This is a genomic window from Archangium violaceum (assembly GCF_016859125.1).
Classification (GTDB): Bacteria; Myxococcota; Myxococcia; order Myxococcales; family Myxococcaceae; genus Archangium; species Archangium violaceum_A.
This window is the reverse complement of sequence record NZ_CP069338.1, coordinates 1,975,397-1,994,536: the sequence shown is the minus strand read 5'-3', so window position 1 is coordinate 1,994,536 and position 19,140 is coordinate 1,975,397. Positions and strand designations below refer to the sequence as shown.

Here is a 19,140-nt window from a genome sequence, read left to right as displayed (position 1 = left end):
CGGCCCGTCTGGGTGGCCGTTCCCCCTCCGTGCTAGCGTTTCCCGGAGCGATGTCCCTCCCGTCCCGTGCTCATGCCGTATCGCTGGCCTGTGCCGCCGTGGTGCTGGCCGTGCTGGTCGCCCATGGGCTCATGCTGGTGCGGCAGCCGGTGTCTCCAGACATCCTCTTCCTCTTCCTGCCCAACGCCGCCTTCCTGCGGGAGCAGCTCCTGCGCGGGGAACTGCCGCTGTGGAATCCGCTCCTGCTCGCCGGCCACCCGTTCCTGGCCGAGCTGCAGACGCAGGTGCTCTACCCGCCGAGTCTCCTCTTCCTCCTGGCCCGGCCCGAGCGCGTCCTGGGCCCCTTCCTCTTCGCGCACCTGGTGTGGCTGGGGCTCGGGACGTGGCGGCTGGCGCGCTACTCGGGGGCGAGCCGCCGCGCGGCCGTGCTGGCCGGGCTCGCCGCGAGCCTCAGTCCCCTCGCCGTCGAGCACTATGCCCACCCCAACATGCTGTGCGGGTTGAGCTGGGTGCCGTGGGTGTGGGGCTCGGGCCGGCTCCTGGCGCGTCGTCCCACGCGGCGCGGGATGGCGCTGCTCGGCGTGCAGGTGGCGTGCAGCGTGCTCGCGGGCTCCCCGGAGCTGACGCTGCTCGCGCTGGCCGGGCTGGCCGTGAGCCTCTGGCGGCGCACGCGGTGGACGGTGGGCGCGCTGGCGCTCGGGGCCGGGCTCTCCGCGGCCACGTGGATTCCCTTCCTGGAGCTGCTCGTCTGCTCGGACCGGCGCGCGGGCATCGGCGCGGGCGAGGCCTCGAGCTTCGCCCTGTCCCCGGCCGAGGTGTTGGACCTTGTGCTGCCTTTCGTCCGCTTCGGCGCGGACCGCTCGGGCACGCAGGGCTTCCAGTCGGTGCTCTTCGTGGGCTCGAGCCTCCTGCTGCTGGCGGGCTGGGGCCTGTGGCGGCGCAAGGGGCTCGCCGTGGTGTGCGCGGTGCTCGTGCTGTTGGCGCTCGGAGACGCGGGAGGACTCTTCACGTGGCTGCACCGGTGGGTGCCGGGCGCGGGCCTCTTCCGCTTCCCCATCAAGTTCCTCTCGCCGCTGCCGGTGCTGCTGGCGCTGGCGTTGGCCTCGGGCTTCTCCGCGTGGGAGCGGGGCGCTCGACCCATCACGCGGCGTCCGGGAGCGGTGTTCGCCATGGTGGGCCTGCTGGGCGCGTGTGCCCTCGCGGTGGCGGGCGCGGGCGCGGGCTGGGCGGTGAGCGTGGCCTGGGTGGCGCTGGCGGGAGGCGCGCTGCTGGCCTCGCGCCGGGCGGCTCCGGAGCGGCGCGGGTGGGCGGTGGCGGCCATCCTCTTCGTCGAGTGCGCCATCTTCCAGCAGGGCGTGGGAACGCTGGCGAGCAGGAGCGGCGGCGAGCCGTGCCGTCCCTCTCCGGCGTTCCAGCCCGGAGGCCGCGTGGCCTACGACATCGACTGGGGACGCGTGGACCTCGAGCACCGGGCGGAGGCGTGCGAGGTGGGCATCCCCAACGCCAACATGGCGGGAGGCTTCGCGGCGCTGGAGGGCTTCGTGGTGCCGGCGCCCGCGTACGTGAAGCGGCTCGTGCGCGAGGAGCCGGAGCGGGCGGCGAGGCAGCTGGGGGCCTCGGTGGTGGTCATCGACGACGAGGCGAAGCGCGCGGCGTACCCGGGAGAGGTGCTCTTCCAGAACGGAAGCTATCTCGCGTTGAAGCTGGGCCGTCCGGGCCGGGCGCTGCTGGAGTCGGGCGGGGAGCGGCTGGAGTTGGAGCCCGAGGTGGATCTGCCTTCACGGCTCGTCTTCACGCTTCCGCGAGGGGGCGAGCGGCTCACCGTGAGGGATGCGTGGTTCCCGGGCTGGGAGGCCGAGGCGGATGGCGAGCCGGTGCCGCTCCTCGAAGCCGAGGGCCTGCGAGCCATCGCCCTGCGCGGGAGCGAGCGACGGGTGGAATTGCATTACCGTCCAGGCTCCTTCGTCACGGGGCTGACCCTGTCACTCGTGAGCCTCGGAGTGCTGGGCCTGCTGTGGTTTCGCGCGAGACGCGGGGGCTGATGACTCTCCGTAACAGCTCGTCGTACCCGGAGTGTTGCTAACAAGGTGAGTCGAAGAACGCGAGCCAAGCGCATGGCTCGCCCAGCACTAGTGGAATGTCTACGAACTTCGTGGACACTCCACTAGCGTCCGAAAACCGACGCGCCTGACCCGCTATGGCAAGTAGGCGGGTCGGCAAGCTGAACCCCCGGGGTAAATAGGGAAGGCCGGACAGGGTAGCTAGATGCTCGAAACTTCGGAGCTCCACAGCCGGACGGCACGGGGAAGCGCTCTGCTGCCTTGGGACTCGTCCACTCAGCCGAGGTTGAACGGGAGTGCAGGCAGGTAACGCAGCGAAGCACTGAGGGACAAGGCGATGCACCCAGCAGGTCTGACGCGATTGGTGGCATTGCTAGTAGCGGTGGCCATGGCAAACCTCGGATGCGCCCACACGCAAGTGCCCGAGCGCAAGATGTACCTAATCGCTGAGGACGCAAGCAACATCGACTTTCGAGACGATGCACGCGGTATCGGTGGCGCTGGTGCAGAGGCTTATTGCAACGAACTGCAAATACAGTGCTACGACAAGTGCTGGAGGCGCAAGCCGCCAGTTTGGAGCATCAAGAAACACTCCGCCGTGCACCGCGAATACTGCACCAGGGCGTGCCGCGAAGAATTCAATAAGTGCGTCGACAAACAAGAGGAGCTTGAGCGGCAAGAATCACAGAGCAAGAAACTGACATTTCTAAATATCAGCGAAGCGCTCGATTGGCTCAAAGAGCACACACCCGAGGCGCCGCCCGGAACCCATGTGGCAGTGGCCGGAGTAGGCTTTGTCATTGCGATAATTGGTGGCGCGCTCTTTCTTGTCCCCATCTGAACTTACCGTTAGAAAAACGAAAGGGGCGGCGCCGCCATGCCCTATATCCCAGACTTTGACACAGAGGCAATCCTCCACATTCTCAACTCGATCATCGAGAAGCATCCGGAGGGTTCGCCAGAGAGGGACGCAATCGAACTTGCGCAGATTGCATTGATCTACCCCCGCCACATCCGGAAAGAGGATGATTTTCGCAGGTTCTATCGGGACGTTTTTGACCCCTCATTCAAGCTCAAAGTCTCCCATGAGTTCGCCACCCGGGAAGAGGCAGACAAATGGCTGGCCAGCGGGAAGGCAGAGGACGCAGAGCGCGTCAGAATCGCCGGTAAGGGTTTCATGGTCGTTCGATTGCCTGGAAGGTATACCTTCATGAGCGCACCCCTTGAAGGGGAAGACGTGGAGACAGACGTGGAGACAGACGAACCAGCCGAAGATTCCGAGTAGGCAATTCAAACCTACGGAAATGTCACCTTGCCTAGTACTACAGCCGCACTTCAATCCATGTGCCCCAGATGTTGTGGCTCCTCGCCCAGCAGGGAAGCGCAATATGTTCCGACCGAGAGGCGAAGTCCGACTGTAGTACTTAGCTTTGAAAAGGAGGAGTTCCCGCCGGAGGGCTGGGTTGCGAAGTACCTGCGTGACTGTAACGGAGACCATCTGGCGGCGATCAAGAAGTTGCTTGATTTTGTAGCGGAGTTCAGGGCGCGAAAGGGTCGTTGAGGAGGCCAATTCCTTCGCCAAGGCCGGGACCCATTCCGAGGAGAGTTTCCCATGGGGTGGCGAAGATCGGAACGTGAGCATGAGTGAGAGAGCGCCCTTGCCTGAAGAGCAGAGGGAAGCCGCGCTGAGGGACATCCGAGGATCGGCTCCCATCGCCATCGTCGAGGCGGCGAAGCTGCTTTCGGCGGACAGCTCGACGACGGCGAGGCTCCTCGAGCTGCTGCCCAGCGAGGAGCGTGTCGAGGTGCGACACTGTATTCTCTATGCGCTGAGCTGGCATGGCGACGTCAGCTTGTTGGACCTGATGGTCCGGATCCTCGCGGACCAGAGGGAGCACCCCAAGGTTCGGGGTCAAGCCGCGGAGTGCATCGCCTACTTGTTCGACAAGGTCGAGACCGATTCCAAGGAGTTCAACGCCGCTGTCGATGCTCTTCAGGAGGCCTTGAGAGACGATTCGCCCGAGGTCCGGTACTGCGCTGTCCATACGCTCGGAGCGACCAGGCACCTGCCGCTCATCCCAGTGCTTCAAGGAATGCTCAGGGACCAGACGCCCGTGGAGGGATGGATGGGCTCCGTGGGAGATGAGGCGTCCAGGGCCATCGAATGGATCATGGAGGGGAACTCACAGCGCCCTGACAGCATCCCGAAGGACCGCGAACCGGCGGATGTGCTCGATGCTGTTCGGGCAGAAGTTCTTGCTCGGTCCGGAAGCAAGCTGTTCAACCTCCTGATGCAACTCGAGTTCAGGCTGCGGCGGTACGACAAATTCCCTGAAAACGCGTTCGAGCGATTCACGTCACTGCTCGCTGATTCGGCATTCTGGAAGCACGATGACACCTGGCAGTTCGTGAGAGCGATTGGAGATAGCTGGAGACGCCTCTCGTCGAGTCAGCGAGAGATGCTCCGGCCATTGCTGGTTGCCAACTTCGACAAGGGTTCCAATCCGATGGGGGCATTCGTCATCGGAGAGCTCCTTGGAGGCCGCTATGGGGACCAGTCCGCGCTGGATGCACTCGTGAGTTTGGCGGGGATCGCGTCCATGCCGGCGAGAGCTTTCGTTCCGCATGGACTCGGAGTCCTCGCCAGGAAGACGAGGAACGGCAAATTGCGCAAGCGTGCCGTCCTCGTGCTTCGCCACTTGGAGAAGAGCGAGATTGAAGAGGTTCGCTCGGAGGCGAGTCTGGCCCTCAAGAAGATCGGTGACGGGTGAGCTGGCCGTGGCAGGATCTCGGAGAGTGGTGGAAAGTAGGTTGCTGGAGAACCCCAAGGGAAACGGGTCCATGGACGATGCCCTTTCCGCACCGCGGCCGAAGATCGGCTCATGAGGATGAGTCAGACTCGACTTTCGCCATTTTGAGTAGAGCGAGCAAGGGAGCAGCGGAGCAGTAGGGAAGAGACGGCCACCGGACTGGTTGTGAGGTCGACCAAGACTTCTCCCGTCCAGTACACGATGACCGCCCCTTCTCTCAACACACTGCTGCCGCTGCTTCTGTTCCTGCGCCCCGTTTTCACGCAGCCCTCGTTCTGTCGTTTCCTCACCTTGTTTGCTGGCTGGGTAAGCACCCGTGGCGTGCACGCTGTCACCGAGTCCTTGGTGTCCGCAGGAGTCTCCGGCGTGCGACACCACGCGGCCTTTCACCGCTTCTTCTCGCGGGCACGCTGGAGCTCCCCCAAGCAGCAGGAGAGGGGGAGGCGAGCGTGGAGCGCGAGGCTGCGGCCAGGAAGGAGCCGCGGAAGGAGAGGACGCCGCGAGTGGACTTTCGCGGAACTCCTGAGGAAGACGTTCGACATCGACGTGTTGGCCAGCGTGAGGTGTGGAGGCAGGCGCCGGGTGTTGGCGTAGGTGAAGGGAGCACGAGGGGTGCGCGCGATTCTGAGGCACCAGGGCCTGGCCACAGCAGGTGCGAGGCTGGCCCCGGAGCGAGGGCCACCCCAGGCAGCGAGGTGTTGAGGCGCTTGAGACAACCCACAGGCCCAGCTCAGGCTCTTGCCGCGCCCTGAGGGGAGGGCGGCCTGGGCAGCAGTGTGCCCTATGGGGGTGCTCGGCCCCCTACACGGGCCTGGCACACAGCTCGGGCGGCTCCCGTCCGCGGCTCTCCTCGGCCCCTCCGCTCCAGCCCTCACCTTCAACCGGCCTCCCATTTTCTTGTGCTCCGGATGAGACGCGCGTTCGTCAGGCTCACCGGTCAGCCGCCGATGGTCGTGCGGACAGGGGTCCGCCGCGAGGTGGACAGGTCTTCGACGCATCTGAACCTCACCCGCTTCCTTGGCGTCTTTGCTCCGGGCGCGAAGCTGCGGCCCTTTCTGGTCCCCCAAGCGGGAGCGGAGGAGGAGAGCGAGGCGCCCCAGGCAGAGGCGAGGCAGGAAGCGAGGAAGAAGCGGATATGAATACACGCTTTTCAAACTCTTGGTTTGACCTGAAAGCAACAACATGCGATACGCGCTTCGCTGGTGATCCATACGTGTCTTGCATTTCAGGTCTTCGATGAGGTGTTACGTATGAAGAAACTGCTCAAAGCGCTTCACTCCTCCGCGACTGTCTTCTCCGCCACTTCGGCCGTCCTCCTCGCCACGGCCAGCATGGCGGAAGGACGCCACAGCGCCCCCACCGGCTCGGGATGCGCGCCGCTGTGCGAGGGAGGCGTTTGCACGCCCGCCCTGATCGCGGATTTCTGGCCCACGACGTCCATCGCATTGACTGACAATGATGTGTACTTCGCCGGCGGCTCCTACCCGTATATCGCGAACGGCTTCGTGGGCAGGGTCCCCAAGTCGGGCGGCACCGCCTCACGCTTCCTCACGAATCTCGCGACCATCCCGGCCGTCGAGCAGGCCGGCGGGGAGATCTATGTCCTGGGCGCCGCGAATCCCCTGCCGGGCCGGGTGAACCGCCTGAACGCCGACGGCTCCTTCACGGCCATCCCGACCTCGCCCTCGACCAACAGGCCGAGATTCCTCACGGGGGATGCCACCCACCTCTACTGGGTCGACAACAACGATGGGCACTTCTACACGGTGCCCCGCGCGGGGGGCTCGCCCTCCGTGGTCGCGCAGAGCGGCCTCCCGACCAAGCCGCTTCAGGCCCTCGTGGACGAGGACAGCCTCTACTGGGTGAACCAGCCGGCGAATGGAAAGGGATGGATCCTTTGGAAGGCGCCGAAGAACGGTGGCGCCGCGCCCACTCAACTGCTCTTCATCCAGGCGGGCAAGTTCCACCAGTTCGCCCTGGACGCGAACAACATCTACTTCCTCGACTACTACACCGGGCTCAACAAGCTCTCCAAGAGCGGCGGCGCCGTGACGAACATCGCCTATGCGGACAGTCCCGGGAACGTCCTGGCCGTTGATGGCGAGCGGCTCTACTGGATCAAGGACGAAGTCCTCACGGCGACCTGCAAGGACGGGAGCGGCGATCAGGCCCTGACCACGGAGACCTACTCCACGCACGACATCGCCGTGGATGACTCGGGCATCTACTGGGCCCAGTTCTACAAGGTCTTCAAGCTCACGAAGTAGCCTGGCATTGGACGCGGCCAAGACAGTCGGCGACCTCCCGTGTCGCCGGCTCACGCGGTACGTCCACCCCAAGTGGCTCAATCCCACTCCCAGTAGGCTGGATCGGATGCCCCTGGAAGCCATGTCCGCCCTCGAACCTGTGCGTGGAGCTCGGCGAACATCGCCACGTGCCGGCAGGAGGCCGAGAGGCAACCGCTCCAGGACAAGGTGTCCCTGTCTCCGGTGCTGCACGGCAGCCCGCCCCCGGCACCTCCAGGGGAGCCAGCGAATCCCATCGCTGTGAGATCAAGGCACAGCCCATGCCCACGGCCAAGACGAAGTGCGCCGTCCCCGGCCCACCCCGTCTCACGATGGCTCGGGAGGCAAGTGGAGTGTCCACGAACGTGGTTCGAATCCAGGAGGGCCCACTCCCGAGCTAGGAGCCTGTCGGCGAATCGGCCAGAGGTACGGGAGCGCATAGCACGCGCCATATGGCACCACAGACGCAGAGGTACTTGGGACCTGGCCGGACACTGTCTCCGGTCGCCCGCCTCGCGGCGACCTCGCCGCTATGCGGCCTGCGCGGCCAGGCTGGGAAGCTCCCAGCCCTGCTTCCACAGCTTCTTGAGGTTGTGGACGGCGCACGCCAGCGAGAATTCCCCTCGCACCTTGGTGAGGCTCCTCTGGGAGAAGCGCGGTAGGACTCCGTTCTTCACCTGACCGATGACTGGCTCGGCCGTCACCTTGCGCCGCGCATACGCCTTGCGTCCCCGCTTCGTCCGCAGTTTGCGCTTCACATCCGCTCCTTGAAGCTCAGGCCCTTGGGCGGACGCCCTCGCGGAGCCGGCGGCGCCTCCTCCCCATGCTTGTCGCGCCCGGTGGCGATGAAGCACTCCACGCCCTTGTCCTCTACCTTCTCAATGTCCTCCTGGCACAGGTAGCCCGAGTCCGCGCTCAGCTCCCTGGGCACCAGCCCCGTGTTGGCCTCTACCTGCTCCACCATGGGGGCAAGCTGACGAGCGTCGCTGCTGCTCTGCCCAACCTCCTGCGCCACTATCAGTTGCGTGTCCGTGTCCACCGCCACCTGTGCGTTGTAGGACTGCTGGAAGGCCCCTCCCTTGGGCATGATTCGCGACTCGGGGTCGGTGAAGTTGTACTGCGCCTTCTCGGAGGGCTTCGCCTCCTCGGGGTTTTCTCCCCTGGCCTCAGCCTTCTCCCTGGCCTCCTTCTCCAACTCCTCCTTCGCCTTCTGAATCTTCTCCCGGCGCTTCTCCTTCTCCACCGCCAGCGCCACCTTCTTCTCCGCCTCCACCTGCCGCGCGGCCTCTCGCAGCCGCTCGGCACGCTTCTTCGGGTCCTTCATCTCCTCGGGCAGCTCATCCCCGCGCCTCCCCTTGCCGTAGCGCTCGTCCTCCTGGACATCCAATGCCTCGGCCTCCGCCAGCAGTTTGTCCACCTGCTCGTCCAGCTTCTTCATGGCCTCCTCCATCCGCCCGTACCTCATGGACCTCCCTCGCGTACTGCGGCAGCAGCTGCCCCTGGTCCGGCTGCCACTCCCGGAACGGCCGCGGCGAGTTGAAGCGCGTGGCGCTCTTCGTCTCCTCCTGCCGCTGCGGCTTCTGGGCCTCGGGCACATCCAACAGCACGCTCTGCTCGGGCTTCTTCGTCTCGCTGGTGCTCACCCTCCAGTTTCAACCAGAACTCGCCGCTGCCCTGAAGGACCACCTGGGGCGTCACCCCTCTTCCCCTCCCTCTGCGGTGGGGTTCTCCGACACGCTCCTAGGGGCAGTTCACCGGCTGCACGGTGTAGCGGATGGGGTTGGTCAATCCCGGCGCGGTGATGGTCACCGCATAGGTATGGCCAGCCTGTGTGGTCCATCCCTGTGGGTTGAAGCGGATGGCGTAGGCGGAGCCATAATTCGCGAGCAACTGCGTCACGGTGACCGGAGCGGGCTGTCCGTTGTCCGTGACCGTGACCTGCGCGCTCCCGAGGTTGTAGCTGGACGAGTAGGTCTGTACGGACCACCCGGTGACATCGACCGAGGTCTTCCCCGGGATGTGGATGGCTCCGAGGGGGACGGGGCCCGGCGGTGGCCAGGCGGTCCAGGCGCGGTTGGCACTCCCGCTGCCGCCAATGACCCAGTGGCAGGAACCTCCTGTCGTTCCTCCAATGCCCACCGGCCCAAGCTGACGCATAGGGCGAAGAGAAGGCCTGTTGAGAGGGCTGGACAGCAGGGGCCGAGGAGGGCCGCTGACGGGGGCCGCCCGAGCAGTGCGCCAGGCGGGTGGAGAAGCCGCGCAGCTCCTTGGGGTACACGCCTGCCCAGGCCGCCCTCCCATGAGGTGCGCGGCAGGGGCCTGGCTCTCTTGGCTGGGGCGACTCGAGCCTCAACACCACGCGGTCTGGGGGGGCCCTCGCGCCGGGGCCAGCCTCGCACCTGCCGGGGCCAGGCCCAGGTGCTCCAGAATCGCTCGCACTCCACCCCTCCCTTCACATACGCCAGCACCCGCCGCCTGCCTCCACACCTCACGCAGACGAACACGTCGAAGTCGAACGTCCTCCTGCGCAACCCTGCCCAATCCACTCGCGGCGTCGTCTCCTTCATCCGCTCCTTCCTGGCCGCGCCTCAAGCCCCGCGCCCGCCTCCTCCGCTCCTGCTGCTTGGGGGAGCCGCGGCCTTGGAGCGCGTCGAGCGCGTCGTGGCCCCGGGCGACCCGGGCTCCAACTCCCGCTCCGGGGAGTGAAGCTGGCATCCCAAGAAAAACGGTAAATAACCGAATATACATTGAGCCCCAAGAAGACTGCTGCTATGAATCTGTCCGGCATCTCGTAGAGAGCTGGTACGCCACCGCGTGGCGATCGTTCATCCTGTGAATACCTGTACGCCAATAGGCATCGATGGGTCACGAATTGCCTTCCATGTCCGTGATTGCGGTGAGCCGAACGCAACGGTCTGGCTTGGGGCGCGGTGGCTCCGTTTCCTGATGGCAGGGAAGCTGTCGGCTTCGACCTGTGTGTTTTGATCATCGACTCGTGTTCTGGGTTACCGGCCCTTGAGGGCCGCTGTGCGTGAGAAAGGGAAGATCATGAAGCAGACGCTGGTATCCGTAGCCCTCGTTGGCGCCTCGGTTTGGAGTGCTTGTGGTCCGATGGAAGAGGCAGGGCTGCCCGCCCTGGCCGTCCAATCCCAGGCATTGCAGGACTGCTCGGCGCGTGGGCCCGGCGTGGACCTGCAGCTGTGCGACCTGACTGGCGCGGATCTGAGCAACATCGACTTCACGGGCGCCAACTTCTTCAAGGCCAAGCTGTCACTCGCCAAGCTCGATGGGTCGATCCTGGCCAACGCCAATCTCCGTGAGGCGAACCTGTCGTTCGCGACCGCTCTCGACGCGAACTTCGACCAGGCCGATCTCTTCAAGGCCAACCTGAGCTACGCCGACCTGACAGGCGCCGTCATGACCCAGGCGAGCCTGCTGGAAGCCAATTTGTCGGAGTCGACCTTCGCCTCGGTCGACTTCCGAGGGGCCGACTTCCGGCTCTCCAGCTTCACGGACATCATCCTTTCCCAGGCGGACCTGCGGGGCGCCAACCTGTCGGGTGTCTCCATCACCGACGCCGACTTCACCGGGGCGGACCTGCGGGGCGCCAACCTGAGCCGCATCTCCGCGGAGGAGATGGTGTTGATCGACGCCAACCTGAGCGGTATCGATTTCAGCAACGCGAAGATCGCCGACAGCCAGATGGCGGGAGCGAACCTGAGCCTGGCGAACCTGCAGGGCGTCGAGGGCGAGGACACCAACCTGACCGGGGCGGATCTGCGGGGCGCGGACCTGCGCAACATCAAGTGGGTCGGCATCATCATGGAGCAGGCTGATCTGTCCTGCTTCGATGCGTCGCGGTGCACCCGGATTGATAACGCCTTCCTCCCGCGCGTCAACTGGACGGGCGCCAACCTGAGCGGTGCCAGCCTGGTGCAGGCCAACCTGCTTGAGGGCGTGCTGGACCAGGGGCTCTTCGCGGACGTCAACCTGAGCGGGGCGTACATGGAGAAGAGCTCGCTGCTCGGCGCCCGGTTCGAGCGGGCCCAGCTGTCCTCGGTGCGGCTGAAGCAGTCCGTGGCGGATGCGGCCACCAGCTTCGAGGATTCCAACCTGAGCTTCGCCGACCTGAGCTTCGTCAACCTGAGCGGCTCCAACGTGAGCGGGGTCATCTGGAACTCGACCACCTGCCCGAACTTGACCTCCAGCAACAACAACGGTGGCACCTGCGAGGGGAACCTGCTCCCGCTCTAGCGCCGTGCTTCTTCACTTCGTCCGAGACCGGGGCCATGGGGGCTCCTCCTCTCCTGCACGCTGCTGGATGGGCGGACTTCATCCGAAGGTTGTCAGGCGACAGGAAGATTGACCCCCTCGGCGACAGCAACTCTGCCCCCCTGCGGTGAGGCCCCTGGCCTCACGCAGTCTGCCCACCGCCCCGCGACGAGGACGCATCCGCTCCTTCCTGGCCGCTACCTCAAGCCTCGCGCTCGCCTCCTCCGCTCCTGCTTGAGGGAGCTCATCCACGAGGAGGGCTGAGTCATGGCGTGGCGTGAGGGTGGAAACCGCGCCGGCGGCCCTCGGCGCGGTCCTGGCCGTTGCTGCCCTATCACCCGTGTACGGTGTGGAAGTTCTGCCCGATAAGATTATCAGACACTGAAACACTGCTCTTTCATTGGAGCACCTGGAACGACCCACGCGGACTGCTCACAGGCCTTCTATTCGCCCTATGCGTGGGTGCTGCCCCCTCACGGCTTGCGCCCCCAACTGATTGCAGGACGGCTGGTCCGATCACCTGATTGTTTGGCAGACTGACCGGCGACTGAATATATCTCCTATGCATCGATGGTTGAGGAGCTGCTGATGAGCGAAGAAATCCGGATCGACGTAGGCGATTACAAGATCACTGGAAGAAAGAAAGCTGCTTCGCGGGCTGTCGATCGGGACCGTCCCCCCCCCCTGATCGTCGCGATCCACGGCGGCGGCTTCACGTCGGCCTATTTCGATTGCGGTGGATATTCGCTGCTTGCCGGATTCGTCTCCAACAGCGGACATTGTATAGACTTCCACCTCGCAGGCAGCGCCTTCCACGAAGAGCAAATCGCGTTCGCGATCGACTGCTCGGCCCGACTTGAAGCCGGGGCAGCACAATAGTCTTCTCAAGCAGGTGCTCTTGCAATTTCGGATACCCCATCCGGAGCAGCGAATGGCTCAAAGCGGCAAAGCGACGGCGGAGCCGCTCCTGAACTTTTTCGGCGGCCTCAACCGCGTGAGGACAGTCGATCATCCCCGCGGGTGCGGCGAGCTTTCGAGCTTCGCAGTGCCCGCCCCAACAGAGGATCCACGATGGAGACGAGACAAACAGAGCTGTCCCGGCGCAGCCTGCTGGCGATGGCCGGCTTGACGGCGGCCGCCGTGAGTGCGGGCCGCGGCGGCGCGAACGCGGCAACCCCGGCGGTCGCCCGGCTTTTCTACACGGAGACGGGCACCGCCACTGGCAAGAACGTCATGCTCCTGCATGGGTGGACCTGCGACTCCCACGATTGGAGCTGGCAGTTGCCCGCGCTGGAAAGCAGGTACCGCGTGGTCGCCGTCGACCTGCGCGGGCATGGCCGCTCCGAGGTCATGCGCCCGGGCGCGTATGCGCCTGCCGACTACGTAGCGGATATCGAGTCGCTGATTTCGAGCAAATACCCGGGCCAGACGTTCATCCTCATGGGGCATTCGATGGGGGCGCAGATCGCCGCCCGCCTTGCCGCTCAGCGGCCCGACCTGGTGAGCGCCGTGGTGTCCGTCGATGGCTCGCTGGGGTTCTCGGACGAGCTCACGCCGCTGTTCCAGAAGACGGTAGCCGAACTGGTCGCTGGCGACCCCGGCGTCGTCGCACCGGCCTTGTTCCAGGGCTTCTACGACCCGGCCAGCGACCCCGGCTACAAGCGCTGGCACGCGCGGCGCGCGCAGGGCACGCCGGCGCACGTGGTGCGGGAATCCTTCGGCCCACTGTTCCTGGGGGCTGGGCAAGTCGGGGTGGGCGCGGCCAGCGGGGATTTCTGCCGGAGCCTCACGGTGCCTGTCTACCACCTGTGCCGAGACCCGGCGCAGGCCGAGCGCATGCGTCCGTGGTTCTCGCAGCCCAAATCCAAGGTGGATGTCTGGGGCCAGGCGGGGCACTGGATCATGCTGGACCGACACGCCGAGGTGAACGCGGTGGTGACGGCCTGGATCGACGCGCTCTAGCCCATATCGAGTGCCCGCCGACAAAGCCGAACATGGCCAGTGCCTCCTCGCTGTGTAGTCCTCGGACCCAAAGGCCCGCTGATCACGATGGCCGATCCCGGTGATCACGATGCTCCGATCTCGCTGATCACGATGGGCCGACGCGCGCAGGGAGAATCCAATTCCACCCACGGACGCCGTGTGTTGACGTCGAAGGCTTCCAGCCCGGCATAGGCCATCGGGCGGCGCGCCATGGCCCGCACGCCCTCGGAATCCGGTGACCAGACATCCGGGAAATAGGAGGGGTGGGGCCGGAGGAGGGGCGTGCGGACTCGGTGGGAAGCAGATGGGACATGCGAGCTCCACTCTAGCGGGAGTTCGCTCACGGAGCCCCGTGTCGTCCAGCACGGCACCGCAGTGGTCCGAGCCAATACCCGGAGTCACGGCCCCACGGTATTCCGTCAGCTGTCTCCAGGCTCCTGCGGCTCGTCGGACTCCACCTCGTAGCCCTCGGCCATGGAGAGAGGGTAGAGGGCGCGGTGATTGATGTTGGGGTGATACACCGCGAGGTAGAATTCACCAGAGATCGACACCCACGCCCGTCTGGCGGGCTTGGGTTGTGCCTTCAGCCATGCCTCTGCTTCCTCGCGAGTGGCGAAGGAGGCGGTGGCGACGGGCGGCTCCTCTTGCTTGAGCTCGGCGAGGTAGTATTCGAGGTCGCGGATGCGCGGCAGGCGGATTTTGCCCGTCCTCTCGTCATGGATGACGTAGTGATAGGTGTCCGCGATCAGCACGTTGGCGGAATCGGGAGGAATGGGCTGACGTTTGAGCCAGGCTTCCGCCGCCTCCTTCGTATCGAAAGAGGCAATGGCATACGGAGGCGCATCCGCGGCGAGGTGCTCCAGGTATTCACTGAACGCTCCGTGCTGCCCAGTCGAGGAGATGAAGCGGAGTATGTCCAGAATGACCTGGAGCACTTCCTTCTCTTTGGCGGAATTGGCCTCGTCGCGAAGCTTCGTGAGGAACGCTCTGGTGCTGTTCAGTCCTTCCTCGAGGCTCGCGAATTCATTTCGAGGTTGTTCGAAGGTGCCGGGTGGAGGATGAGCGACAGACTCGAGGCCCTTGTGGAAGTCCCCGAAGCGATAGGGTTGGCCAGTCGCGTAAACGAAGAGGAGCGCATCCCTGGCCAACGCGAGGAGCTGTCTCTGCTCGGGAGAGGGATGCTCACTCCATTGCTTACCAATCGCTTCTTGTGTGTCGTACAGGTCGTACAGGGGCCGGGTCATCATGGATTCACCCGCGCGAGCTGGAGGCCGACAGGTACATCAGAGGACACCATCAGGACGGCTGGTACGAGGACCAACGCGGAGCCCCCGCTTCCCACGACAACCGCGACGAAAGCCACTCCCGCGATGACGACGACGGTCCCCACCAGTAGCTCTTCGTGGTGCTGTTTCAACCAGGCGACTGCTTTGTCGGCAGTCGAGAATTTCAGGGTTTCGGCCTGTTCGCGCAGTTCGTTGCAGTCATTGTAGGCTAGCCTGCACTTGTCGCGACACATCCTTGCTTTTGAGCCTTTATTCGCGTGGCTCCAGTTGCGGCCTCTGAGAGACTTCGTGCACATGTCAAAGCAGGCGTCTGATTCTTCCTCGCAATCGCGAGTCCACGTGGCCCGGACGATGGGGCCGTCCACTGTACTGCCGCTCGCCCGGTAGGAGTACTTCGACAGGTCGAAGCCGCTCAGGGGCTCCCATGAGTGGGTGACCTGTCCGTCCGGCGTCTTCTCGATGACGAGCACGGAGCGGGAAAGTTCCTGGACACTCGTGGGAGTGGGGGGCGAGGCACGGGTCGCAGTACAAGCGACAAGGAGGAGGCCAAGGCTCGCCGCCATGAGCCTTCGATTCAGAACGGTTCTCACGGGGGGACTATTCTCGCCACCCAGCCAGCCGTCCAACCGCTTCTTCTTCCGCTCGCAGGTAGGGCGGCTGATGCTCGGGTCTCCTCTCCGGTTCGTCCGTCAGGGGATGGTGGCCGCGTGCTGCTGCACCCACGCCGCCAGGGACATGGCCTGGGACTCGTCGAGCAGCTGTGCGTACGTGGGCATCTGCGTGCCCGGAGCGCTGGCCTGCGGGTTGCGGATCCACCGGGCCACCTCGGCGGTGGGCTTCTCGCGGGAGCGCTTGAGCACGGCACGGTACCTGGCGCCCTCCGCGTGGCACCCCGCGCAGCCCAGCTGGGTGAACAGCTGCTCGGGGTTGGTCTGCGACGAGGCCTTCACGCGCGGGGTGGCGGTGGCGGGCAGGGGCTTGCCGGGGAGCTTGGGCAGCGTCTGCTCCCCCAAGCAGCAGGAGAGGGGGAGGAGAGCGTGGAGCGCGAGGCAGCGGCCAGGAAGGAGCCCCAGAAGGAGAGGACGCCGCGAGTGGACTTTCGCGGAACTCATGAGGAAGACGTTCGACATCGACGTGTTGGCCAGCGTGAGGTGTGGAGGAAGGCGCCGGGTGTTGGCGTAGGTGAAGGGAGCACGAGGGGTGAGAGCGATTGTGAAGCACCAGGGCCTGGCCATGGCAGGTGCGAGGCTGGCCCCGGCGCGAGGGCCCCCCCAGGCAGCGAGGTGTTGATGCGCTCAAGACAACCCACGGGCCCAGCTCAGGCTCTTGCCGCGCCATGAGGGGAAGGCGGCCTGGGCAGCAGTGTGCCCTATGGGGGTGCTCGGCCCCCTACACGGGCCTGGCACACAGCTCGGGCGGCTCCCGTCCGCCGCTCTCCTCGGCCCCTCCGCTCCAGCCCTCACCTTCAACCGGCCTCCCATTCTTCTTATGCTCTGAACGACATCCTGGCGCAGGTTCAGTAACGGGGTACGCCTTGGGCGGCGGGTTCGACTCCCGCCGCATCCACTCTGTACCTCCTTGAAACGACTCTGCGTTTCGAGAGACTGTAGCAAGGGATGTAGCAAAACCCCGGGCGCCATCAGGCGTACCGGGGTTTCCTTTTCCCCTGAAACCGCCAGAAGCAGCAGTCGGGCGAGTTGGGCCTCGCCCTTGGCGCTGAACCTGGAGCTTCGCCACCTCGACGAGAATGCGTGCGACCTGCTCCTCGACATCTGGTGCAGCATCTCCATGAGCCCATGAGCGACGTGCGAGAAAGCCATCGAGTTGGCGAAGGTCTTTCCGGTGTTCATGCTGCTGGAAGATGGCACGTGTCATTTCCTGGCGGATGGGAGGCGCCAGCTCCTCATGGAAGAGCCTGCGGATGATGTCCCGGAGCGCCTCATTCAACGGAGCACCACACGGAACAGACGTGGTGCGCGGGCCCTGACTCTCCCGATGTTTGTGTGAATCCTGGGTGCATGCGAACGGCTGTAACGAGTGAGGCTTCACCCGCTCGCTGCCGCTGAACCACACCAGGTGCGGACGAGCCACGTAACAGGGGCAAGCCCACACGCATCCCAGGCGCGACGCAGCAGGGGCGTGGGCTTCTTCTGGAGCATCATTATTGTTTATTGTTTGCGGCTCAACGCACGCGGCACGGGGTGGCCCTCGCGCCGGGGCCATCCTCGCATATGGGGTTGAACTATATGGAAGTGGGTCTGCATCTCCCACCTGTCGGAAACATGACATGGAGTCTGCCCCGCAGGGCTGATTGACGCACATCACCCTGGGTGATTGCATAACCACTCCGGGTGAAATGAATTCACCCACCTGAAGCGGAGGTTGCATGACAAAACCACCACAGAAACTGGCCAGTCTCCTCAAGGATGACGACCGGCACGAAGCGGCTGTCAAGATGGACGCAGAACTCAAGCTGGAACTGACGGACGAACAGCGGGATGCGCTCCTCAAGTTCGTCGATGCTAACGGCCGGTTCCCATCCGCCATCGAGATGAACCTGGAGCGGCAGATCCAGGGCAATGTTCAGCGCTCGGCCCTGTTCCCGGTGACCGTTCTCGTCGGCGCGATGGCCTGATAGCCGATAGACAGTGAATGGCGGGGGGCGCAGGCGCGCGAGCGATGCGCCCCCCAAGACATGAACCACCCCTCAGACATGAATTGAGAGAGCCAGCGCCGGAAACCTCGGAGCTGTGGAGTGCACGTATGGGGATTCCCAGTGTTCGCATACGCAAAGAGGTGTTTGGTTATACCCTGGCGTTTGCCAATGGTGACATCGACTGGTACAGAGACAGCGTCACGGAGCTGCTGCTAAGGGGTGCCACCCGGCGCGAGCTCGACGAGCATCGGCTCGATTCCATCCCCATTGGAGACAACTTCCATCTCTCTGGGCCGCTGGTAGCCTGGCTGGAACTGACACGCGGGTGCAACCTCCCGTGCAAGCACTGCTATATCTCAGCGGGTGCGAAGCGAGAAGGCGAGCTCACCACGTCCGAGGTCCTGCGGCTCCTGGATGACCTCAAGGCCATGGGCGTCTTCGTGGTCGTCTTTCTCGGTGGAGAGCCCATGATGCGCCCGGACTTCACGCAGATCATCCGGTACGCGCATGAACTGGGGCTGGTAGTGTCAGTTGGTTCGAATGGGACCTATGTCACCCAGCAGATTATTGACGAACTGCCCCGTGAAGAATGCTTCGTGAGCGTCAGCCTGGATGGGATCGAGTTCCAGCGTGAGCTGCGCGTTCGCTCGACCTTCGAGGACGTCCGCGACCGCATCCTGATGCTGAAGTCGAATGGCATCCCGACCGGGGTGATGTGCGTTATCACGGAGAAGAACCTGGATGAGGTCGAGCGCATACTCGACTTCGCCATCGAGCACGAACTCTATTTCGGGAGCACGCCCTTCGCACCCATTGGCCGGGGAAAGCACTTTCCCGAGCTGGTGCCAACACCTCGCCTGGCGGAGCAGGCGGCGCGCCTCTACAAGCGGGACGCCGAGCACGAGCAGTACATGATGGCGAGGACGGGGCTCTGCTTCACCAAGGTCTTCCAGAAATGCTACGTGCTCTCCAAGGCGACCCGGAGAGAGTTCTGCGGCACGGCACTTGTCTACATCCAGAGTGATGGCGCGGTATATCCCTGCACGACGTGCTCGTCTGTCGGGCGCTTCCGCGCTGGCAATATCCGTGAGAAACGCCTCGCGGACATATGGGAGGAGGGCTTTCAAGAGCTGCGAGCCATCTCCTGGGACGACTTCAAGGGCTGCAAGACCTGTGACTTGGCGCAAGAGCCCTATTTCTGCACGAGCCGCTGCCCGGTGATGTCGGAGGTGTACACGAAGGATCCGCTGGCCTGCGGCTCTACGCCGTACTTGATGGAAAGCTTGCGCATGCGCACCCGCATGTGAGCACCAATCGTGATATCCCCCAAAACAACATGACACCTCGGGTACAACTCAAGCAGGACCCCACCCTGGCCGACCGGCAGCGCATCTTCGACCTCTTGGAAGGCTACAATTATTCCCAGGCAGGTCCCGAGCCGGAGCTTCCCCTGGCGGTGCTTATCCATGGCAGTGATCCCGGAACCATCCTGGGGGGGCTCTGGGGCCTTACCTACTATCGTTGGCTGTTCATTGAGCTGCTGTACGTGCCCGATGAGATGCGCCGAAGCGGTGTGGGGACGCAGCTCATGCGCACTGCCGAGGCCGAGGCGGCACGGCGTGGCTGCCATGGTATCTGGCTGGATACCTTCACGTTCCAGGCGCGCGGCTTCTACGAGAAGCTGGGCTACGAGGTCTTCGCCAGGATTCCTGATTACCCGCCGGGGCACAGCCGGCTGCTTTTGATGAAGAGACTGGTCTCCGACAAACCCACCCCTACCCTGTAACC

At 64.5% G+C, this 19,140-nt stretch carries 18 protein-coding genes; 12 read left to right on the top strand and 6 right to left on the bottom strand.

Annotated features, from left to right (window positions below; all coding sequences use genetic code 11):
- The first annotated feature begins 50 nt into the window (after nt 1-50).
- From JQX13_RS08535 to JQX13_RS08515, 5 genes are all read left to right on the top strand, one after another.
- Nucleotides 51-2,042 carry a hypothetical protein gene (locus JQX13_RS08535; protein WP_203408548.1) on the top strand — a complete coding sequence of 664 codons (1,992 nt, stop codon included), beginning with the start codon at nt 51-53 and terminating at the stop codon, nt 2,040-2,042.
- Between the two features lie 406 nt (nt 2,043-2,448).
- The gene (locus JQX13_RS08530; RefSeq protein ID WP_239014620.1) at nt 2,449-2,901 is read left to right on the top strand and encodes a hypothetical protein; all 453 of its coding nucleotides are present in this window, start codon (nt 2,449-2,451) and stop codon (nt 2,899-2,901) included.
- Nucleotides 2,902-2,937: 36 nt separating this feature from the next.
- Nucleotides 2,938-3,345, top strand: coding sequence for a hypothetical protein (locus JQX13_RS08525; RefSeq protein ID WP_203408546.1), 408 nt, complete (start codon nt 2,938-2,940; stop codon nt 3,343-3,345).
- 355 nt (nt 3,346-3,700) lie between these two features.
- Entirely contained in the window at nt 3,701-4,831 is a 1,131-nt protein-coding gene (locus tag JQX13_RS08520; RefSeq protein ID WP_239014619.1) for a HEAT repeat domain-containing protein, read from the top strand.
- A gap of 1,289 nt (nt 4,832-6,120) precedes the next feature.
- Nucleotides 6,121-7,137: a hypothetical protein gene (locus tag JQX13_RS08515; protein WP_203408545.1), complete on the top strand. Its 1,017-nt coding sequence runs from the start codon at nt 6,121-6,123 to the stop codon at nt 7,135-7,137.
- Between the two features lie 548 nt (nt 7,138-7,685).
- On the opposite strand, the gene JQX13_RS08510 is transcribed toward JQX13_RS08515, so the two are convergent.
- From JQX13_RS08510 to JQX13_RS08500, 3 genes are all read right to left on the bottom strand, one after another.
- Entirely contained in the window at nt 7,686-7,913 is a 228-nt protein-coding gene (locus JQX13_RS08510; RefSeq protein WP_203408544.1) for a transposase, read from the bottom strand.
- Nucleotides 7,910-8,593 (bottom strand): transposase, encoded by a 684-nt coding sequence (locus tag JQX13_RS08505; RefSeq protein ID WP_203408543.1) that lies wholly within the window; start codon nt 8,591-8,593, stop codon nt 7,910-7,912. The genes JQX13_RS08510 and JQX13_RS08505 overlap by 4 nt, the downstream gene beginning before the upstream one ends.
- A gap of 302 nt (nt 8,594-8,895) precedes the next feature.
- Complete coding sequence (locus JQX13_RS08500; protein WP_203408542.1) at nt 8,896-9,312, bottom strand: hypothetical protein; 417 nt, start codon at nt 9,310-9,312, stop codon at nt 8,896-8,898.
- Between the two features lie 261 nt (nt 9,313-9,573).
- Between JQX13_RS08500 and JQX13_RS08495 the strand changes: the two genes are divergently transcribed.
- The 4 genes from JQX13_RS08495 to JQX13_RS08480 all read left to right on the top strand — a co-directional run bounded on the left by JQX13_RS08495 (nt 9,574) and on the right by JQX13_RS08480 (nt 13,389).
- Nucleotides 9,574-9,861, top strand: a complete 288-nt coding sequence (locus tag JQX13_RS08495; protein ID WP_239014618.1) for a hypothetical protein — start codon at nt 9,574-9,576, stop codon at nt 9,859-9,861.
- 405 nt (nt 9,862-10,266) lie between these two features.
- On the top strand, nt 10,267-11,409 hold the full coding sequence (locus tag JQX13_RS08490) for a pentapeptide repeat-containing protein (protein ID WP_203408541.1): 1,143 nt from the start codon (nt 10,267-10,269) through the stop codon (nt 11,407-11,409).
- A gap of 606 nt (nt 11,410-12,015) precedes the next feature.
- On the top strand, nt 12,016-12,306 hold the full coding sequence (locus tag JQX13_RS08485; protein ID WP_203408540.1) for a hypothetical protein: 291 nt from the start codon (nt 12,016-12,018) through the stop codon (nt 12,304-12,306).
- Between the two features lie 192 nt (nt 12,307-12,498).
- Nucleotides 12,499-13,389 carry an alpha/beta fold hydrolase gene (locus tag JQX13_RS08480; protein ID WP_203408539.1) on the top strand — a complete coding sequence of 297 codons (891 nt, stop codon included), beginning with the start codon at nt 12,499-12,501 and terminating at the stop codon, nt 13,387-13,389.
- 440 nt (nt 13,390-13,829) lie between these two features.
- On the opposite strand, the gene JQX13_RS08475 is transcribed toward JQX13_RS08480, so the two are convergent.
- The 3 genes from JQX13_RS08475 to JQX13_RS08465 all read right to left on the bottom strand — a co-directional run bounded on the left by JQX13_RS08475 (nt 13,830) and on the right by JQX13_RS08465 (nt 15,808).
- Entirely contained in the window at nt 13,830-14,657 is an 828-nt protein-coding gene (locus tag JQX13_RS08475) for a hypothetical protein (protein ID WP_239014617.1), read from the bottom strand.
- Nucleotides 14,654-15,166 (bottom strand): hypothetical protein, encoded by a 513-nt coding sequence (locus tag JQX13_RS53800; protein ID WP_239014616.1) that lies wholly within the window; start codon nt 15,164-15,166, stop codon nt 14,654-14,656. Before JQX13_RS53800 ends, JQX13_RS08475 begins: the two co-directional genes overlap by 4 nt.
- 219 nt (nt 15,167-15,385) lie before the next feature.
- Entirely contained in the window at nt 15,386-15,808 is a 423-nt protein-coding gene (locus JQX13_RS08465) for a c-type cytochrome (RefSeq protein ID WP_203408538.1), read from the bottom strand.
- 1,274 nt (nt 15,809-17,082) lie between these two features.
- On the opposite strand from JQX13_RS08465, the gene JQX13_RS08460 reads away from it, so the two are divergent.
- The 3 genes from JQX13_RS08460 to JQX13_RS08450 all read left to right on the top strand — a co-directional run bounded on the left by JQX13_RS08460 (nt 17,083) and on the right by JQX13_RS08450 (nt 19,138).
- Nucleotides 17,083-17,331: a hypothetical protein gene (locus JQX13_RS08460; RefSeq protein WP_203408537.1), complete on the top strand. Its 249-nt coding sequence runs from the start codon at nt 17,083-17,085 to the stop codon at nt 17,329-17,331.
- A gap of 128 nt (nt 17,332-17,459) precedes the next feature.
- Nucleotides 17,460-18,659, top strand: coding sequence for a radical SAM/SPASM domain-containing protein (locus JQX13_RS08455; protein WP_203408536.1), 1,200 nt, complete (start codon nt 17,460-17,462; stop codon nt 18,657-18,659).
- Nucleotides 18,656-19,138, top strand: coding sequence for a GNAT family N-acetyltransferase (locus JQX13_RS08450; protein ID WP_203408535.1), 483 nt, complete (start codon nt 18,656-18,658; stop codon nt 19,136-19,138). The genes JQX13_RS08455 and JQX13_RS08450 overlap by 4 nt, the downstream gene beginning before the upstream one ends.
- The last annotated feature ends 2 nt before the right edge of the window (nt 19,139-19,140 follow it).

Coding starts and splice junctions, on each gene's coding strand:
- JQX13_RS08480 (WP_203408539.1), top strand. CDS start 12,499: ATGGAGACGAGACAAACAGAGCTGTCCCGGCGCAGCCTGCTGGCGATG.
- JQX13_RS08475 (WP_239014617.1), bottom strand. CDS start 14,657: ATGATGACCCGGCCCCTGTACGACCTGTACGACACACAAGAAGCGATT.
- JQX13_RS08465 (WP_203408538.1), bottom strand. CDS start 15,808: ATGAGTTCCGCGAAAGTCCACTCGCGGCGTCCTCTCCTTCTGGGGCTC.
- JQX13_RS08525 (WP_203408546.1), top strand. CDS start 2,938: ATGCCCTATATCCCAGACTTTGACACAGAGGCAATCCTCCACATTCTC.
- JQX13_RS08530 (WP_239014620.1), top strand. CDS start 2,449: ATGGCAAACCTCGGATGCGCCCACACGCAAGTGCCCGAGCGCAAGATG.
- JQX13_RS08535 (WP_203408548.1), top strand. CDS start 51: ATGTCCCTCCCGTCCCGTGCTCATGCCGTATCGCTGGCCTGTGCCGCC.
- JQX13_RS08505 (WP_203408543.1), bottom strand. CDS start 8,593: ATGAAGAAGCTGGACGAGCAGGTGGACAAACTGCTGGCGGAGGCCGAG.
- JQX13_RS08490 (WP_203408541.1), top strand. CDS start 10,267: ATGGAAGAGGCAGGGCTGCCCGCCCTGGCCGTCCAATCCCAGGCATTG.
- JQX13_RS08500 (WP_203408542.1), bottom strand. CDS start 9,312: ATGCGTCAGCTTGGGCCGGTGGGCATTGGAGGAACGACAGGAGGTTCC.
- JQX13_RS08455 (WP_203408536.1), top strand. CDS start 17,460: ATGGGGATTCCCAGTGTTCGCATACGCAAAGAGGTGTTTGGTTATACC.
- JQX13_RS08485 (WP_203408540.1), top strand. CDS start 12,016: ATGAGCGAAGAAATCCGGATCGACGTAGGCGATTACAAGATCACTGGA.
- JQX13_RS08460 (WP_203408537.1), top strand. CDS start 17,083: ATGACAAAACCACCACAGAAACTGGCCAGTCTCCTCAAGGATGACGAC.
- JQX13_RS08515 (WP_203408545.1), top strand. CDS start 6,121: ATGAAGAAACTGCTCAAAGCGCTTCACTCCTCCGCGACTGTCTTCTCC.
- JQX13_RS08520 (WP_239014619.1), top strand. CDS start 3,701: ATGAGTGAGAGAGCGCCCTTGCCTGAAGAGCAGAGGGAAGCCGCGCTG.